This window comes from Wenyingzhuangia gracilariae (assembly GCF_056387575.1).
The window spans coordinates 954,701-972,878 of sequence record NZ_CM150748.1 but is presented as its reverse complement, the minus strand read 5'-3'; the positions used below and the strand labels follow the sequence as shown (position 1 = coordinate 972,878).

General features: G+C 30.4%; 9 protein-coding genes. All 9 read left to right on the top strand.

Translation table 11 applies throughout. The annotated features are described in order from the left end of the window. Positions 1 to 334 precede the first annotated feature (334 nt). The 9 genes from ACY2IJ_RS04135 (at position 335) to ACY2IJ_RS04095 (ending at position 18,131) form a co-directional block, all read left to right on the top strand. Entirely contained in the window at positions 335 to 1,345 is a 1,011-nt protein-coding gene (locus tag ACY2IJ_RS04135; RefSeq protein WP_476725897.1) for a helix-turn-helix transcriptional regulator, read from the top strand. 62 nt (positions 1,346 to 1,407) lie between these two features. Next, positions 1,408 to 4,416 (top strand): hypothetical protein, encoded by a 3,009-nt coding sequence (locus ACY2IJ_RS04130; protein ID WP_476725896.1) that lies wholly within the window; start codon positions 1,408 to 1,410, stop codon positions 4,414 to 4,416. A gap of 1 nt (position 4,417) precedes the next feature. Beyond that, positions 4,418 to 10,318 (top strand): DEAD/DEAH box helicase, encoded by a 5,901-nt coding sequence (locus ACY2IJ_RS04125; protein ID WP_476725895.1) that lies wholly within the window; start codon positions 4,418 to 4,420, stop codon positions 10,316 to 10,318. Positions 10,319 to 10,382: 64 nt separating this feature from the next. Next, positions 10,383 to 11,723 (top strand): DUF2130 domain-containing protein, encoded by a 1,341-nt coding sequence (locus ACY2IJ_RS04120; protein WP_476725894.1) that lies wholly within the window; start codon positions 10,383 to 10,385, stop codon positions 11,721 to 11,723. 365 nt (positions 11,724 to 12,088) lie between these two features. Then, complete coding sequence (locus ACY2IJ_RS04115) at positions 12,089 to 13,654, top strand: type I restriction-modification system subunit M (RefSeq protein ID WP_476725893.1); 1,566 nt, start codon at positions 12,089 to 12,091, stop codon at positions 13,652 to 13,654. After that, positions 13,638 to 14,957 carry a restriction endonuclease subunit S gene (locus ACY2IJ_RS04110; RefSeq protein ID WP_476725892.1) on the top strand — a complete coding sequence of 440 codons (1,320 nt, stop codon included), beginning with the start codon at positions 13,638 to 13,640 and terminating at the stop codon, positions 14,955 to 14,957. Before ACY2IJ_RS04115 ends, ACY2IJ_RS04110 begins: the two co-directional genes overlap by 17 nt. A gap of 14 nt (positions 14,958 to 14,971) precedes the next feature. Next, positions 14,972 to 15,871 (top strand): hypothetical protein, encoded by a 900-nt coding sequence (locus ACY2IJ_RS04105; RefSeq protein WP_476725891.1) that lies wholly within the window; start codon positions 14,972 to 14,974, stop codon positions 15,869 to 15,871. A 2-nt stretch (positions 15,872 to 15,873) separates the two neighbouring features. Next, complete coding sequence (locus tag ACY2IJ_RS04100) at positions 15,874 to 16,335, top strand: Panacea domain-containing protein (protein WP_476725890.1); 462 nt, start codon at positions 15,874 to 15,876, stop codon at positions 16,333 to 16,335. A 5-nt stretch (positions 16,336 to 16,340) separates the two neighbouring features. Next, the gene (locus tag ACY2IJ_RS04095; protein ID WP_476725889.1) at positions 16,341 to 18,131 is read left to right on the top strand and encodes a GmrSD restriction endonuclease domain-containing protein; all 1,791 of its coding nucleotides are present in this window, start codon (positions 16,341 to 16,343) and stop codon (positions 18,129 to 18,131) included. Positions 18,132 to 18,178 lie beyond the last annotated feature (47 nt).

The window sequence follows — 18,178 nt, the reverse complement described above, 5'->3', positions numbered from 1 at the left end:
TTTCTAATTTTACTCATTACTCATTACTCATTACTCATTACTCATTACTCATTACTCATTACTCATTACTCATTACTCATTACTCACTATTCGTCCTTCTACTTTCTACTCACGGTCCTTTTACCATCTACCAATTACCAACTATTCATCCTTCTACTTTCTACCCACCGTCCTTTTACCAACTACTAACTACCAAAAATGCACTCCACCCACACAAATCATAAAAATCCTTATCAATTATCAATAAAACCAATCAATCTATTGTAATGACTTTGTATATTTAACTAAAAATTGTAGTCAGTTGTACTCTGTAGTACTTATGATGTAGAGAAATATGCCAAAGAATAAAAATTACCAAAAGAGAATTACCATACTAGATGAATGTTTTGCGAGTAGAGCAGGATTGTATACACTGGAGAAGCTAGAACAAGTAATTTTAGAAAAGCTAGAAGTAAAAGTATCCAAAAGAACACTTCAAAACGACATCAACTCTATTCTTGAAATGATCGAAAAAAACATTGCTAAAGATGTAGATTTAGACGAAAGCCCTGTTTTTCAAGAAGGTTTATTTGATGGGAAAAAGAAGGTATTTCGTTATAGAAATGCAGATTATGCATTAGGAAATCAACTATTATCTAAATCTGATCAGGAGCAGTTAGAAGAGACTTTAGCTATTTTGTCTCGTTATAGAAATAGAGTAGAATTTAATTGGTTAGATGAATTATTTCCTAGAATCCAATCGGCTTTTGAATTAGTTCACGAAGATTACAGCGGATTGATTAGTTATGAAAACAATAGAGATTACACAGGGCAATCTTGGGTAGGTAAATTGTACAATCAACTAGTTAAAGGGAAAGTATTAAATATAGAATATAAGACTTTTGCTAGTGAAACTAGCTATATTAGAAAAGTACATCCTTATCATTTAAAGCAGTACAATAGCCGTTGGTTTCTATTTGGTTATGAAGAAGGAGAGAATTACACAGGAATCACCAACTTAGCTTTAGATCGTATTGTAACAATTACAGAAACTACAAAGAATAATTTGCCTAATACAATTGATTGGGGAGATTATTTTGATGAAATCATAGGGGTGTCTAAACCTAATGATATGGAACCTATAGACATCAAACTTCGTTTTGCTAAAACACGAATTCAATATATTCTTACCAAACCCATTCACGGAGCTTCTCAAAGACCAGATAAATCAGATCCTGAAAACAGAACCATCATGATCAACGTAATTCCTAACCGGGAACTATATCAAACGCTACTTTCTTTTGGGAAAGATGTAGAGGTTATTGAGCCTGACTTTATAAAAAAGGAATTTTTAGCAAGTAAATAGTATTGGTGTGTAATTACATTGCATAGCTATAATGCAACTTTGTGATAAACTTAAAGTAAAGTATGAGTTATATAAATAGACTTCTCCAAAAAGAACAAACAGTTAATTTTAATATATCATTATGGAAGTTGCTTCGAAATAAAGAACAGTTTTTAATGTTAATAAATGAGTTGAATAATTCTAGCTACCTTACAATAGATCCAAGAGATATAACATTGTATTATGCTGGGTGGTGGAAATATGTATATGAAGGAGGTAAGCCAAGTAGAAAAAAAATAATAGATCCATTAAATCAATCATTTAAAAATAGATTTACTGTTAAAGACTTTTATGAATTAGCAAAAAAAGGGGCTGAACAGCTTGGGGTTAATTGGTTAAAGAAAAAAAACACTTTGTATTTTAGAACGCTTATTCTTCAAGGTGGTGTTCCATTAGAGCTAATTAAAAAAAATCAAAGTAAGTATAAAGATTTTCTAATGAAGTTGTTGGAGGAGCAACCAGATAGTATTGAAGACTTTATGTATAGAGATGATATTATAGGTGTCCTACCAGATTCAAGTCAAAATGAAGCAGTTTATGAATGTTCTTTTGAAATCATAAATGCAATTTTAAATGATTCAGAAGAATTTAAAGAATTATTTGATGAAGATGAAGGATTAAAACAAATCACAGATTCTTTAATAATCAAAAAAAAGAGTTTAAAACCCAAAACAAGAAACTCAAGACCCAATAATTACTGGGTTTTAGATTCAGAAAAATTTAAAATTCAATTATCTATAAATTTTTCTAAGAATCTATCTCAAGAATCATTATCTAATATATTAGGACTTGAATGTGACTCTAATAAATATCAATTATACATCAACGATCAGTTAATTTGTGTATTTAGAAAGTTAAATAATGGGGCTTATAAAACAGATTGGAATACTTATAATCCTATAATTTGGGAGGGGGACGAATACTTACCTAAAGTAGAAGTGATTCATGAAGATGTTAGTAAAAAAGTAAGTGGTTTTATTGATGTATTACCTAGTAAAGATAAACCTACAATGTGGGAATTTTTAGGAGATAATAAATATAGATTAATAAAAGGGTCAACAACAAATAAAAGCAGTGCTATAATACTTGAACCTATTCAATATCGTAATGAGAGTTCTTTTGTAAAACAAAACTTCAATCTTCATCAGTTTTCTGAATACTATAACTTAAATCATGATAATATTCAGATTAAATACCTTACAGGTGTACATTCTATTAATTGGGATATAGCGACCTCTTATCCTAATTGGATTAGTTATACATCGTTGCCAATTATACAAGGAAATTTAAAAATTAACGCATACGATACAAAAAATGTTAGAGTTGAAAATAGGTTTTTTGAGGTATACATAAAAAAACATAATTGCTACGATTCATGGACAAATCTTAAATCACAAAGATTGCTACCGCTTGGTTGTATTGATGTAAAAATTGTATACAATGAAATGATCATGTTTGATCAAGTTTATAATATAGGCGATTTGGATCTAAATGAAATGAACAAGTCTTTGTTTGAAACAGTTTTAACATTTAAAGATTATAGTACTTTTCAAATTTCTTTGTATCATGATGAATTTATAAAAATTAAAGAAAATAATAAAAACTATTCAGTATCAATAGACAGTAGTTTGTCAATAGTACCTAATTCTATAACAGGTAGTTTAAAAATAGGTACTCAAAAACAATTAAAATTTAAGTTATCAACACCTTTTAAAGGTTTGGCGGTAGTAAATCATGAAGGTGAAATATGTTCAGAAGAAAACAAATTGTGTTTTCAAAACTTATACGGTTATAGAGTTCTAAATACGCCAGGAGGAGAAACGAGTATAAGGATGTGGAACTTAGAAAAACCAGGTGTTAAATTGATAAAACAGATTAACACAGAAGTTCTTCCTTTAATCAATTTTAAAGATGATTTTGAAAAACTATTCAATCTTGTAGATGTAATGTATTTTAAAAATACATTACAGTTAGAAATTAAAGAAGGGACAAGTAAAAAGGTGTTTAAAATGAGTTCATATGATTATGAAATTAAGTATCCAGATACAGAATATAGAAATTTAATAGAATTAAACGAAGAGATGCCTAAGGTGGAGTTAATAGCCATTCCTTTAAATTGCGATGTAGAGTATATCAAATCTTATGAGTTAGATAAAAATAATCATTATTACCTTATTCCTGATGTCAAAGAATGTAAGGAGTTTGTGGTCACTTCTAACTTTAATAAAGGTTATCGTGTGATGCCTAGATATATATCTTTAGAGGATTTTAGTACCTTATCTAAAGAAGATAGACTTTTTTATTATGCTACTGAATTAAAGGAGCAAGATTTTTCTCAAAAATCCTGGTCTGTATTTGCTGCTTATTTAAAATGTTGTATTGAAAATAATTTACCTTTTTCATGTTTTGATCAAATAAAAGCACTAGCCAATAGTTCTGTTGTAGCAGCTAAAGCCTTTTTGTTTTTAGGTCTAAAATATCCAGATAAAAATGAATTTTTAGAAATCATTCTAAAAATTGAATCGGATTTAGGTTTTTGTTTTCATTGGATCGGTAAAGATGATTGGAACATTGAGATTACGACCTTGTTAAAAATTTATGAAATTTATGCTGATTCAATTTACAAAAGTATAATTGATGGTCTTAATTCATATTTTAATCATCATAATTTAGAAGAATTATTTCTATACATTTCAGGAGGTAATCTTCCTAAAACAGAAAATATTTTCAGAACAGATATTAGAGATTTGAGACAAAAGTTAGGGGAGAAAGTTTTAAATGAACTTCCTCCAAGAAAACCAAGAGTAAGTAAATTATACAATTTGCCTAAGAATGAGTTTAATAATATTGAATTATTATTTCATGCTCCAATTGCAGTCGCTGAATCTATAAATAACATTCAAAAAGAACAATACTCACTTTGGGGGTCAGAACCTATCAAAGATATTATTAGACGTAACATACAATACTGTAAACAGTTAGATAACAGTTTTTACAAAAAAGTAATTTTTCAGGTTTTAAAAAATAGCTAAAATGAATTTTCAAGAGTTTTATAATAAAGTAGAGAATAGACTAACGGATGCAGTATTGTCTTTATGGGCAACAGGGGATAAGAGTTTACAATCCTATTTAAGATACTTATTAGAAAAAGAATCATTACTGGCTGCTCCAGTATTTCAAAATACTTTTCCATGGGAACCAGGGAATATTGTGTTTGGGGAAACAAATAAAATTTTTAAAGAAAGTTTTATAAAAGCATTAGCCAATATAAAAGAGGATGATTTTAGTTTCCCTGAAAATAGATATCCTTATAAGCACCAAATAGAAAGTTGGAACTATCTATTAAATAAAAAGAAATCAATAGCTGTAACAACGGGTACTGGTTCCGGAAAAACAGAGTGTTTTATGTTACCAGTTTTATCAGATATCTATGATAATTGTAGAAACCAAATAGGAGTAAATGCCATTTTTTTATATCCATTAAATGCTTTAATCAATAGTCAAGAAAAAAGAATGGAAGCTTGGTGTGAGGCATTAGGTGGAATTAAGTATGCCTTACTTACGGGGGATACGGAAGAGCGTAGTTCAAAAAAAACAAAAATATCTAATGCTAAACTAGTCACTAGAGAAGAGATTAGAAATACACCACCAAATATTTTATTCACAAACCCAACCATGTTAGAATATATGTTGGTTAGGAATAAAGACACTCCAATTTTAGAAAAATCTAAAGGTAAATTAAGATGGATATTATTAGATGAAGCACATACATTAACAGGATCTAAAGCAGCAGAAACGGCTTTGTTAATTCGTAGGGTGATCAATGCTTTTGGGGTACATAGTAGTGATTTAAGATTTGCCATAACTTCTGCTACTGTAGGTGGTGATAATTCTGAGGACATCATAAAGTTTATGTCTAGTCTCTGTGGAATTCAACAAGATCAAATTGTTGTCGTAAAAGGGAAAAGAGTGATGAATCAAATTCAGGATAATGACATTCCTAATTATAATAAATTATTGACCCAGCAAAATGTCATCAAACTAAGAAACCATTTTATAAAAAATGCGGCAGTTTCTATAGATGAGATAGGTAATGTTTTAAAGACTAAGAATAAACAAACAGTCTTAGAGAATATTAATTTTTTAGCCGAACAAAAATTAAATAATGCTAATGTATTGCCCATTAGAGGGCACTATTTTACAAGAGGAATTGGGGGAGTGTACGTTTGTACCAATACAAACTGTACCGAGCATAAAGAACAGCAGCATAAAAACTCATTGGGTACTTCTTATACCATAGCAAACAAAAATTGTAAATGTGGAGCTCCATTATTAGAAATGGTAGCTTGTAATAGTTGTGGTAAAAATGTTTTAGAAGGACAAGTAACAAAAGATCAAAAAGGTGAAAGGAAAATAACTCAAAAAACAAGTGTAGGTTATGAGGCTTTCCACATCGATAACGAGGATACTGAACTTGAGGATGCTGAAAGTAATGAAAAAACGTTAGCTTATGGAGTGGTTAGATTTATTAAAAAAGAACAAAGGAGAACAAATAATAATTTTGAATCCTGCTCAATCTCACAAACAGGTTATATTATTGATAATGGTGAGGATTTTTGGATGACTGATGAACATAGTTGCCCACATTGTGGAAACAACATGCTACATCCTATGCATTTTAGATTATCTTCTGCTTTTACAAATAGAATTCTTTCAGACATTATTTTAGAACAAACTCAAGGAATGAGTCTTAAAAATAGTTCTGACCGTACATTAAACGGTGGTAAAAAATATATTTCTTTTACAGATAGTAGACAAGGAACAGCTAAAATTGCTGCCTTGATAAACAACGACAAAGAAGGAGATTACATTCGTTACCAATTGTATCATCAAATTATTAGTCTATTTAATAATGAAGGAACAACTGATGTAAATTTAGATGAATTAAAAGAATCTCTTATTTATTATCAAAACCAACTAGATTCAAACCCTCCTTCATTTTTGATTGATAAAATCAAATCTGATATTGAAAGTGTAAAGAAACAATTAGCCAATAATGGTGCTGTCGATTACACAAAACATGGACTTTCATGGGAGAATTTTGTAGGTAGAATTGTAGAACAAGCTGGTTTTAAAACTTTGTTTAAAAAAATCATCAATGGTAATATTGTAGAGAACAATAAAACCTATGCTTATGCACTTTTATATGACCAATTTGCAAGAAGAATTCCTAGAGAACGTTCTTTAGAAAATTTAGGTTTGGTAAACTTGTACTATCCGGGGTTAGAGAAAGTTCAATTACCAAAATTAGCTGAAAGTCATGATATTAATATAGAAGAGTGGAGGAGTTTGTTAACAATTGCTATTGACTATGAACTGAGGTACAATCAACGTTTTTTTATAAACGATGCTTATAAAAAATACACGACAAAAATGTATTTTTCTAAACCCATTTTTCCTTTCAATGCTGAGGTGTCTAATGTGGCTACATGGCCACAATACAATCCTAAATCTATTAGGCAAAGTAGATTGGTGCTATTATTATGTGCAGGTTTAGGTTGGCACGAAAAAGAGCAAATAACTCCTCATCAACAAGATATCATAAATGAACTTTTAAATAAATTATGGAAGCAGTTACAGCAATACATTCTTACGGCTGATGACAAAGGATATAAGTTAAGTCTAGACGAAAAATCAGAATTTATAGTAGGTCAAAAGCAATTCTTATGTCCTGTTACCAAAAGGTTAATCAATAAAAGTTTTAAAGGATATTCGCCTTGGATCAAAGGAAATTTAAATTCAAAAAACATAACTAATTTTATTATTGTAAATGATAATATCAACTTACCAGTATTCCCTTATGCAAATCATTTATCAGATAAAAATGAACCTATAGAAAAAGAAGTGGTGAGTGACTGGTTAACGCTTAATAGTAAAAGCATTAAAGAACAAGGTGTTTGGAATGATTTACATGAAAGAATTTACAATAATAACGGACTTTATTTAGCTGGAGAACATTCTGCACAACAGGACAAAAAAAGACTAAAAGAATTAGAAGAACAGTTTGAAAAGGGAGAAATAAACATTTTAAGTTGTTCTACTACGATGGAAATGGGGGTAGATATTGGAGGGATTTCAGCAGTGGTTATGAGTAATGTACCACCTATGCCAGCTAATTATTTACAAAGAGCTGGTCGTGCAGGAAGAAGAGCTGAAAACAAATCGTTAGCCTTAACTTTTTGTCCTCCAAACCCAATAGGATTAAAAGTTATGAGCGATCCAAAGTGGGCTTTAGAACATAAAATTGCTCCACCAATTTTATCCTTTGATAGTAAAAGTATTGTTATAAGACATCTAAACTCTTTACTTTTTGGAATGTTTATTAGGCACAAAGACAATTTAGTGCAGGGGCTTAACATCAAAGAAAACATAGAGGAGTTTTTTCTTAAAGAAAATGCAATAGGACAAAAATTCTTAAACTGGTTAACAAAAGAAGAACGTTTACAAGATTGTAAGCTTCCTATCAATAGAATTATTCACGGAATTATAGATTTTAAAGATGTAGAGCCATCTCAATTAATAAAAACGGTTTATAACAATTTTTCTAAAGTTGTCGCCAAAGTAAAACACGAGGAAAATAGTTATACAAACAAATTAAAAGCAATTGCCATTGAGTTTGGAGACAATAGTCCTGCTTACAAGGCAATTGAATATCGAAAGAAACAATTTTTGCATAAAAATATTTTAAATTACTTGTCAGAAATAAGCTTTTTTCCAAATGCGGGGTTACCTACTGGGATTATTGAATTTGACAAATCAACGATTGATGATGTAAAAAAATCTAAAACATTCAAAGACAATCCATCTTATCCTATCGAAAGAGCTTTAACAGAATTTGCTCCAGGAAACTCTATTTTAATTGATGGTTTTTCTTACAAATCAGAAGGAATTTTACTGAAAAATGACTTTAATACACAAGGAGAAAAAACAGTAATTCAAGGATGTACCAATTGTGGTTTTCAAAGAGTTTTAAAAGTGAATGATCATGTGAATGATGAATGTCCAGAGTGTAACACACCTTCTTTTAAAGGGGTAGATCTAGGGGAACATAAAGGAGCCTTTACAGAAATTTTAGAACCCGTAGGCTTTGCCACAAGTTTATTGAGTAATAAAACTAGAGTTATTAAAGAAGCTTCTAAACCACAATATCTAGAACCATTGTTGTTAGGATTAAAACCATGGTCTTTAAATCAAAGTAATTGGGTAGATTTTAGAGCGAGTAATAGTCAAAAAGAGGCTGAAATCTTGTTTTATAATACAGGTTTTGCTAATGGGTATACCGTTTGTTTAGATTGTGGGAAGGTAGGGAGTTCTTTCGAAGATTTAGAAGGACATTATAGATTAAGAGGAGGAAAAGAATCGAATGGTGAAAGCAAATGTGTAGCTAAAAATATCAAAGAAAATATTATTCTTGGAAATAAATTTAAGACAGATTTTACGGAAGTTAGATTTAAAGATGCTCAAGACAATTTGCTGGATAGTAATAGTTTGGCTTATACACTTGGGGTAGTAATATCAAAAGCATTAGCTAGTTTTTTAGGAATAGAGGAAATGGAGTTAGGTTTTGGAATTAAGACTTATAAAGGATATAAAACCATATTTATTTACGATACAGCTAAAGGGGGAGCAGGATATGCAACACAATTAAGTTTCTATTTTGATGAAATAATAGAAATAGCCAAATCTTCTTTAGAATGTGATTGTGTAAACGCTTGTACCAACTGTTTAATTGATAGAAAAACCCAATGGAATATAGAAAATTTGAATAGGGAAGAAGCGCTAGATTATTTAATGAATATTAGTAGTATAAAACTACCTAAGAGTCTAGAGCATATCAACTATACTATTAAGAGTATTACAGGTTCTTTATTAGAAGAAATTAATAGAATAAAATATCACTTTGGAATTCAAGAGGTAAATGTGTTTATAAATAATAGAGTTGGAGAATGGGATGTGAACGGTTTAAAAGAATTGTCTTTTTACCAAACAGAAAATTGCACAGTAAACTTAATTGTAAATGGAGGTTTAAATCATATTTCCAATGATGATTTATTTACATTATATACGCTTAAAGGTAGGTTTAATTTAAAACAAACAAATAGAACTACAATAAAAGAACATCAAATCCATTTGGTTTTAAGGTTAACATCAGGGGTAATAATTACATATATAGCCAAAGATGGACATCTTGATTTAGATAATAATTGGTTTAAGAGTTTAGAAAGCAATGTTTATAAATTAATGGATGTGAATGAGCTAGAATTTAATTTGTTAACATTGCCATCCATATCTCAAGAACTTTTTGAAACTAAAATTTCTTCATTAAATATTGGAGCAAAAAGTAGTGATTTATGCAAAGAAATATTCTCTTCATTGGTAGGTTTAGAATCATATCTTCAAAAATTGAAGGGTCAAAAGTTTACCATCAATTATAAAGACAATTACAATTTATCAGAATTTTCGTTGAGGTTGTTGGTTCAGTTTGTAGAAGCCTTTGCGAATCAATATTCTATTAATTTAGAAGCCTTTAATATATTTTTAGCTTCTTCGTCTTTTAAGAATTTTAATCCACCAAGGTTTATTACATATAACTATTCATGTCCTGAAGATTACTGTGATAAAGTAGAAGAAATTGCTCTTGCAAAAGACTTACCAATTAACGTAATAGTAGAGGAAAAACTTCCACATTATAGATTTTTTGAATTCAAAGGGGAGCACCATCAGTTTGAACTTCGAATTGATGGGGGAATAGCACATGGTTTAAAAAACACGGATAGAATATTTGCGAACGAACTTTCTAATTATAATGATGAGTTTGAAATAAAAAAAGAAGTATTACACGATTTAATTTATAATTTAAAAATAAAAATCTAACCTACGCAACTACATTTCACACCTACAATTCATCTTTGTGGTGTAATAATAAAAAATTTGAGTTATGACTAACAACACCAATGTAACCTGTCCAAACTGTAAAACAGCATTTAAAGTAGATGAAAGCGGTTATGCAGACATTATCAAACAAGTAAGAGATCAGCAGTTTAATGAGGAAATACAAAGTAGATTAAGCTTAGCCGAAAAAGATAAAATAAGTGCTGTGCAATTAGCGGAAGCCAATGTTAAAAACGCTTTACAAGAAGAGTTGGCAAAGAAAGAACAAGAGTTACAAAGTTTAAAAGCAGCCTCTAATCAAAAATTAGTAGAAGAGTTAGCAAAAAAAGAAAGAGAAATTTCTGAACTGAAAGCTACGAATCAAACTTTTTTAACACAAAAGTTAGCTGAAAAAGAGACAGCCATAATAGAGTTAAAGAATCAAATTAACAATGCCGAAACGCAAAAAAAGTTATCTATAACAGAAGCAGTTTCTATAGTAGAAAAGCAAAGAGATAAATTACAGAATCAATTAACGGCCAAAGAAACGGAACAGAAGCTTTCTGAAGCAAATATAAAGGAGCAATTTCAGTTACAATTAGGAGCTAAGGAAGAGGCTATTAAGTTAAGAGACGAAGAAATTGAACGATTGAAAGATTTTAAGCAAAAGCAATCTACTAAAATGGTGGGTGAGTCTTTAGAGCAACATTGTGAAATTGAGTTCAATAAGTTACGTGCAACTGCTTTTCCCAAAGCATATTTCGAAAAAGACAACGATGCTAGTGGGGGTAATAAAGGGGATTATATTTATAGAGAACTAGATGAGCAGGGAAATGAAATTATTTCCATCATGTTCGAAATGAAAAACGAAAATGATACGACAGCTACCAAAAAGAAAAACGAACATTTTTTTGATAAGTTAGACAAAGATCGTAAGACTAAAGGCTGTGAGTATGCTATTTTAGTGTCTTTATTAGAATCAGATAGTGATTTATACAATACGGGTATAGTAGATGTATCCTACAAACATCCAAAAATGTACGTCATACGTCCTCAGTTTTTCATTCAGTTAATTACACTTTTGCGTAATGCAGCATTAAATTCATTACAATACAAACAAGAGTTGGCTGTAATTAAAAATCAAAATATTGACATTACCAATTTTGAAGATAAAATTGAGGCTTTCAAATCTGGATTTGCAAGAAATTACGATTTAGCAAGCAGGCAGTTTAAAACAGCAATAGATGAAATTGACAAAACCATAACCCATCTTCAAAAAACAAAAGATGCTTTATTGTCATCGGTAAATAACCTACGTTTGGCAAATAATAAAGCAGAAGATTTAACCATTAAAAAATTAACTCACGGAAATCCTACCATGAAAGAGAAGTTTAATGAAATCAAATAAATTTATTTATGATGATATGGTAGTGTAGTTTTTGTGCCAATAATTGTTTTTGTAAATCAGGTCATGACACAAATTATGAGAATTAATTACATGACTAACTAAGGAGTATAAAGGTAAACAACTTGACAAGATCATTTACGAGTAAAATAGGAAACATAGTACAGCATTTAGTATTGAAATATATAGTTTCACTAACTACTAACTACTAACTACTAACTACCAATTACCAAAAATGCACTCCACCCACACAAATCATAAAATCTATATCAATTATCAATAAAACCGACTAAATTATAGGGATGACTTTGTATATTTAGACTTTAACAATGGTTATAATTACTTTATAAAAGCAATACAATATAGAAATGGCAAAAAAAGCAGTAGCAAAAAAAGAAAAAAGCATAGAAGAAACCCTTTGGGACTCAGCAAATAAATTAAGAGGAACTGTAGAAAGTTCAGAATACAAACACGTAGTACTAAGTTTAATTTTCTTAAAATTTGTAAGTGATAAGTTTGTAGCACGTAGAGAGGAAATGAGGGCTAATGAAGAAGAAGCCTTTTTAGAAATGCCAGAGTTTTATGCTAGTAAAAATATTTTCTATTTACCAGAAGAAAGCCGTTGGAGCTACATCATGGCCAATGCAAAGCAAGACGATATTTCTCTAAAAATTGACACAGCACTACATACCGTAGAAAAGCACAACCAGAGTTTAAAAGGAGCTTTACCAGATAACTATTTCTCACGTTTAAACATGGACGTGAGCAAGTTAGCCGCTTTGTTAGATACCATTAACAATATAGATACCCTAAAAGACCAGGAACAAGATATTGTAGGAAGAGTGTACGAGTACTTTTTAAGCAAATTTGCCATTGCAGAAGGAAAAGGGAAAGGAGAATTTTACACCCCTAAAAGCATTGTAAACTTAATAGCAGAAATGATTGAGCCATACAAAGGCGTTATTTACGATCCTGCTTGTGGTTCTGGAGGTATGTTTGTACAATCTATAAAGTTTATCAATAGCCACCATGGTAACACCAAAGAGGTTTCTATTTACGGACAAGAATACACAGCAACTACGTACAAACTTGCCAAAATGAACTTGGCCATTCGTGGAATTGCAGCCAATTTTGGAGCGGTACCTGCCGATACCTTTGCCAAAGACCAACATCCCGATTTAAAAGCAGATTACATCATGGCAAACCCTCCTTTTAACCAAAAGGATTGGAGAGCAGCAGAGGAACTAACAGACGATCCTCGTTGGCAAGGTTACGAAGTGCCTCCTAAAAGCAATGCCAATTATGGGTGGATTCTTAACATGGTAAGCAAATTATCTACAAACGGAGTGGCAGGATTTATCTTAGCTAATGGGGCACTTTCTGGTGGTGGTGAAGAATACAAAATTCGTAAAAAGCTAATTGAAAATGGTTTGGTAGAAGCCATTGTAATTTTACCACAAAACATGTTTTATACCACTAATATTAGTGTAACGTTGTGGATTTTAAACAACAACAAAACGGAACGTACCGTTCAATTACCTGAGGAAGTAAGACACTACCGCAACCGTGAAAAAGAAATATTGTTTATGGATTTAAGAGAGGTTGGAGAACCTTTTGAAAAAAAATACATTCAGTTCAACCAAACTCATGTAAAAGAGATAGCGAATACCTATCACAATTGGCAACAAAACAAAGAGTTTAAAAATATACCCGAATATTGCTATGGGGCAAAACTAGAAGAAGTAATTGCTAAAGATTATTCTTTGGTGCCTAGCAAGTACATTGAGTTTGTTAACCGTGATGAAAACATAGATTTTGATACCAAGATGGCTGCGTTACAAACGGAGTTTGCTGATTTGTTAAAAGCAGAAGTTGATTCTAAAACTGATTTATTAAACGTATTTAAAGAGTTGGGTTATGAAATCGAATTATAAACCTATTGGTAAGTTCATTGAACTTGTAGATGAACGTAATAAGGATTTAAAGATTAAAACTCTTTTAGGATTAAGCGTTACAAAAGTTTTTATCGCTTCAGTTGCCAATACGATTGGTACAAACATGAAGAATTATAAAATCATAAAAAAAGGGCAATTCGCTTGTAGTTTGATGCAAGTGCGTAGAGATAAGAAAATCCCAGTTGCCTTACAATTAGAATACGAAGAAGCAATTATTTCACAAGCCTATCCTGTTTTTAGAATAAAAGATGAAAGCCTTTTACTTCCTGAATACTTAATGATGTGGATGTCAAGAAGTGAATTTGATAGACACGCATGCTTTTTAGCTGTTGGTGGTGTTCGTGGTAGTTTAGAGTGGGATGATTTTTTAGAGATGGAACTCCCAATCCCAAGTATAGAAAAACAATGCAAAATTGTAAAAGAATACAATACCGTTGTAAGCCGCATAAAACTAAACGAAACCCTAAACCAAAAACTAGAAGAAACTGCCCAAGCTTTATACAAACATTGGTTTGTAGATTTCAACTTTCCGATAACAAAGGAAAGTTACCCTGAACTCGTTTCAGGGTCTCCTGAATTAGAAGGAAAACCATACAAAAGTAGTGGTGGTGCTATGGTCTACAATGAGGAATTGGATAAGGAGATTCCTGTTGGGTGGGTGGTGAATAGCCTTAGTGAGTTTTTAAGTATTAAGCATGGTTATGCATTTAAAGGTGAATTCATTACTCAAAATGAAAATGAAAATATTTTACTGACTCCAGGGAATTTTGAAATAGGAGGTGGATTTAAAGCTAATAATTTCAAGTATTATAGTGGCAGTATTCCAAATGATTATATTTTCAAGGATGGAGATATGATGGTTACAATGACAGATTTGAGTAAAGCTTGTGATACTTTAGGCTATCCTGCCTTAATACCAAATTATAAGAATAAAAAGTTGTTACATAATCAGCGATTGGGAAAAGTTATTTTCAATAATAATAGTTCTAATAAGCTATATTTTTATTGGTTAATGAGAGAGTTTTCTTATAGACAAGAAGTTGTAAGTAGTGCAACAGGAACAACAGTTAAACATACCTCTCCATCAAAAATTCTTGAATACCGGTTTCCATTTCCTTCTGATGCTAATTCTATATCTAATTTTTGTGAAAAAACTGCTAAACTTAACCAAAAGCAAGAATTACTGGTTAAAGAGATTCTTTTAAATATTGATTTTAAGAATTTACTCCTCTCAAAAATGACAAAGGTAGAAGTTGAGGTTAAAAAGAGTTTAGAGGTATAAAAATAAATTAATTAATGGGAGTAGAAAAAACTAAATTAGGAAAATTTTTAAATCATATTTACGAGAACTATCTAATTTATTTAAATGGTTTAAATACATTAATTTTTGCATTAATTGGAATTCTTTTTGAGTTAAACAAAAATGTAACAGAATATAATATTAACACAAAAACAATAGGTTGGTTTTTATTTGCAATTGTTATTATTCTTACAATTATACAGATAGTAAATCAAAATAAAGAGAGTAAATCACTTGAGAAATTTGAAAAAGAAAAAACAAGTGAGATTAATTCGTTAAAAGAAGAGAAAAGTGAATTAGATATAAAAATTCAAAATTTAGAAAGTCAGATTTCAAAAATCAATAACAATTCAATTGACATTGTAGAAATTCATTTAGCTTACCTTTTTGAAAAAATGAATTTAAATAATAGTGAAAGAATTAGTTTATATAAATTTATTGATGATAAATTTTATGTATTAGGTCGATTTTCTAATAATCCAGAGCTTAGAAAAAGAGGTCGAAATAGTTATAATAAAGAAGGTCTGATTTTTAAAGCTTGGCAGTTAGGGTATTACTTTAAAAATTCTGGTATTCCAAATCCAAATACGAGTACTCGCTCAAAATTCCGTAGAGGTTATTATAAAACTTTGAATGAAATTGCAGCTATTAATGAGGAAACAGTTTGGAACATGAATATGAAAAGTAGAAGCTTTTATTTAAAATCTTTAAAAGATTCTAGTAATGTTGAAAACACATCAATAATTGTAATAGAAAGTGAAAATGACAATGGTTTACAATCGAATGAAATTGAACAAATTTTAACGAATGAAGAGGAGAGGAAATTGGTGACGTTTGTAGAAAAAATTGATTGGGATTTCCCAAATATTAATAAAGCAACCGAAAAAGGTTTTTAATTATGGAAAGAATAATAAATATTTTAGATTATTTGTATTTACAATATCCAAATTCAAACCAGTTATCAATTTCTCGGGTAATGAAGTTGTTATATTTAATGGAATGGCGTTATGCTATTACAAAGTTTGAAAAGTTAACAGATATAGAATGGATGCAAACCGAATACGGCCCTTTTTATAATTCTCTAAGAGTGATATTTAATGAATCTTCCAATTTCGAAGTTTTAATCAAATTAGATGATAATAAAAAAGAACAAATAGTTATTACATTTTTAAATAAAAAAGAAAATTTAAATTTAAAAGATGAAACAAAGGAAGTTGTAGATTTTGTAATAAATCATTGTAAAAATTATAGCTGGAAAGAACTTAATACTTTAGTTAGTTCAACATACGGAGTTTTAAATACACCTCAAGGTCAAGTTATTGATATAGTAGGTCTAGCAAGTAAATACAAACAAAAATAAATAAAATGGCAAAATATTCAGTACATCAACAACCCGTAGAAACATTATTAAGCTGGATAAAATCCGGAGACATCGCCATTCCAGAAATTCAACGTCCTTTTGTTTGGAAAGCGGCAAAAGTAAGAGATTTAATTGATTCATTATACCATGGCTATCCTGTAGGATATATCATTACCTGGAGAAACCCAGATGTAAAATTAAAGAACGGAGACTTGTCTGCAGGTAAAAAAGTATTAATAGATGGGCAACAACGTATCACGGCCTTAACAGCCGCTATAGTAGGCCAAAGAGTCTTAAACAAAAACTACAAAGAAATTAACATTCGTATAGCTTTCAATCCTTTAACTGAAAAATTTGATGTATTAAACAAGGCATATGAAAAAAGTTCGGAATGGATAAACAATATCAACCCCATAGTAAATGATGAAATTTCAATACTAAAGGCAATTCGTCAATACTTAAAAGACAATCCCCAAGCTAATGAAGATTTAATCGAAGAAAGAATTGAAAAGTTAAAGAAAATCAAAAGCAAGCAGGTGGGGATTATCGAGCTAGATGCTAGCTTAGATATTGATACGGTGACAGAAATTTTTATTCGCATCAACCAAAAAGGAGTCGTCTTAAGCAATGCAGATTTTGTGATGTCTAAAATTGCTGCCGATGAAATACACGGAGGGAATAAGATGCGTAAAATGGTAGATTATTTCTGTCGTTTATTGGTAGATAAAAGCTTTCATAAACATATTGTAGACAACGATACAGCTTTTGTAGAAAGTAATTATTACCAAGGAATCAAATGGATGGCTACAGGAACAGATACTTTGTATGTACCCGACTATATTGACATGTTACGTGTGGCATTTACGTTTAAGTTTAGCCGTGGTAAATTTAGCGATTTAGTGGCCTTACTTTCGGGTCGTAACTTTGAAACAAGAAGCTATGAACATGAAATTGCAGAAGCTAGTTATCAAAAACTATCAGAGGGATTAGAAGCATTTGTAAATCAAACAAATTACCAACGTTTTCTAATGTTGGTAAAGTCTACCGGTTTAATTAGTGCCAAACTAATTTCTTCTAAAAATAGCTTAAATTTTGCCTATGCATTGTACCTTAAGTTACGTGATGAAAACATGGTGGAACCAGAAGCACAAGGTTATGTAAAAAGATGGTTAATCATGTCTATGTTCATTAGTCGTTACTCTGGTTCTGCAGAATCAAGAATTGATGAAGACATAAAACAAATAAACGAAAAGGGGATAGAGGTTTATTTATCGCATATGGAACAAGCTCATTTAGATCAAGGTTTTTGGGATTTTGGAATCCTTAATGATTTAGAATCTTCAAGTGTAAACAACAATGCATACAACTTGTATTTAGCTGCTCAAATAAATGCCAATACAGATGCATTTTTATCAAAAAGTATGAAAATTAGTAGTTTGATAGAACAGCGTGGAGACATTCATCATATTTTCCCGAAAAAATATTTGATGGAAAACGGCTATCAACAAAAGGCATACAATCAAGTAGCTAATTTTGTATATACAGAGCAAGCCACCAACATTAAAGTTGGGAAATTACCTCCTGCAGTATATTTAGATAAAATTAAAGATCAAATTTCAAAAGGAACAAACGAAATAAGTACTTTAGATTCGGTATCTGGGCTTAGTACTAATATTAGTTCAAATGATATTCCTGTATTAATAGAAGGAGCCTCTCATTTAGATTACGATAATTTTTTAGTGCAAAGACGTAAGTTAATGGCTAAAAAGTTAAAAGAATATTACAAAACCTTATAACAGAAAAATTCAATTAATGAATTCAGATTACTATTCAATAAAGAAAA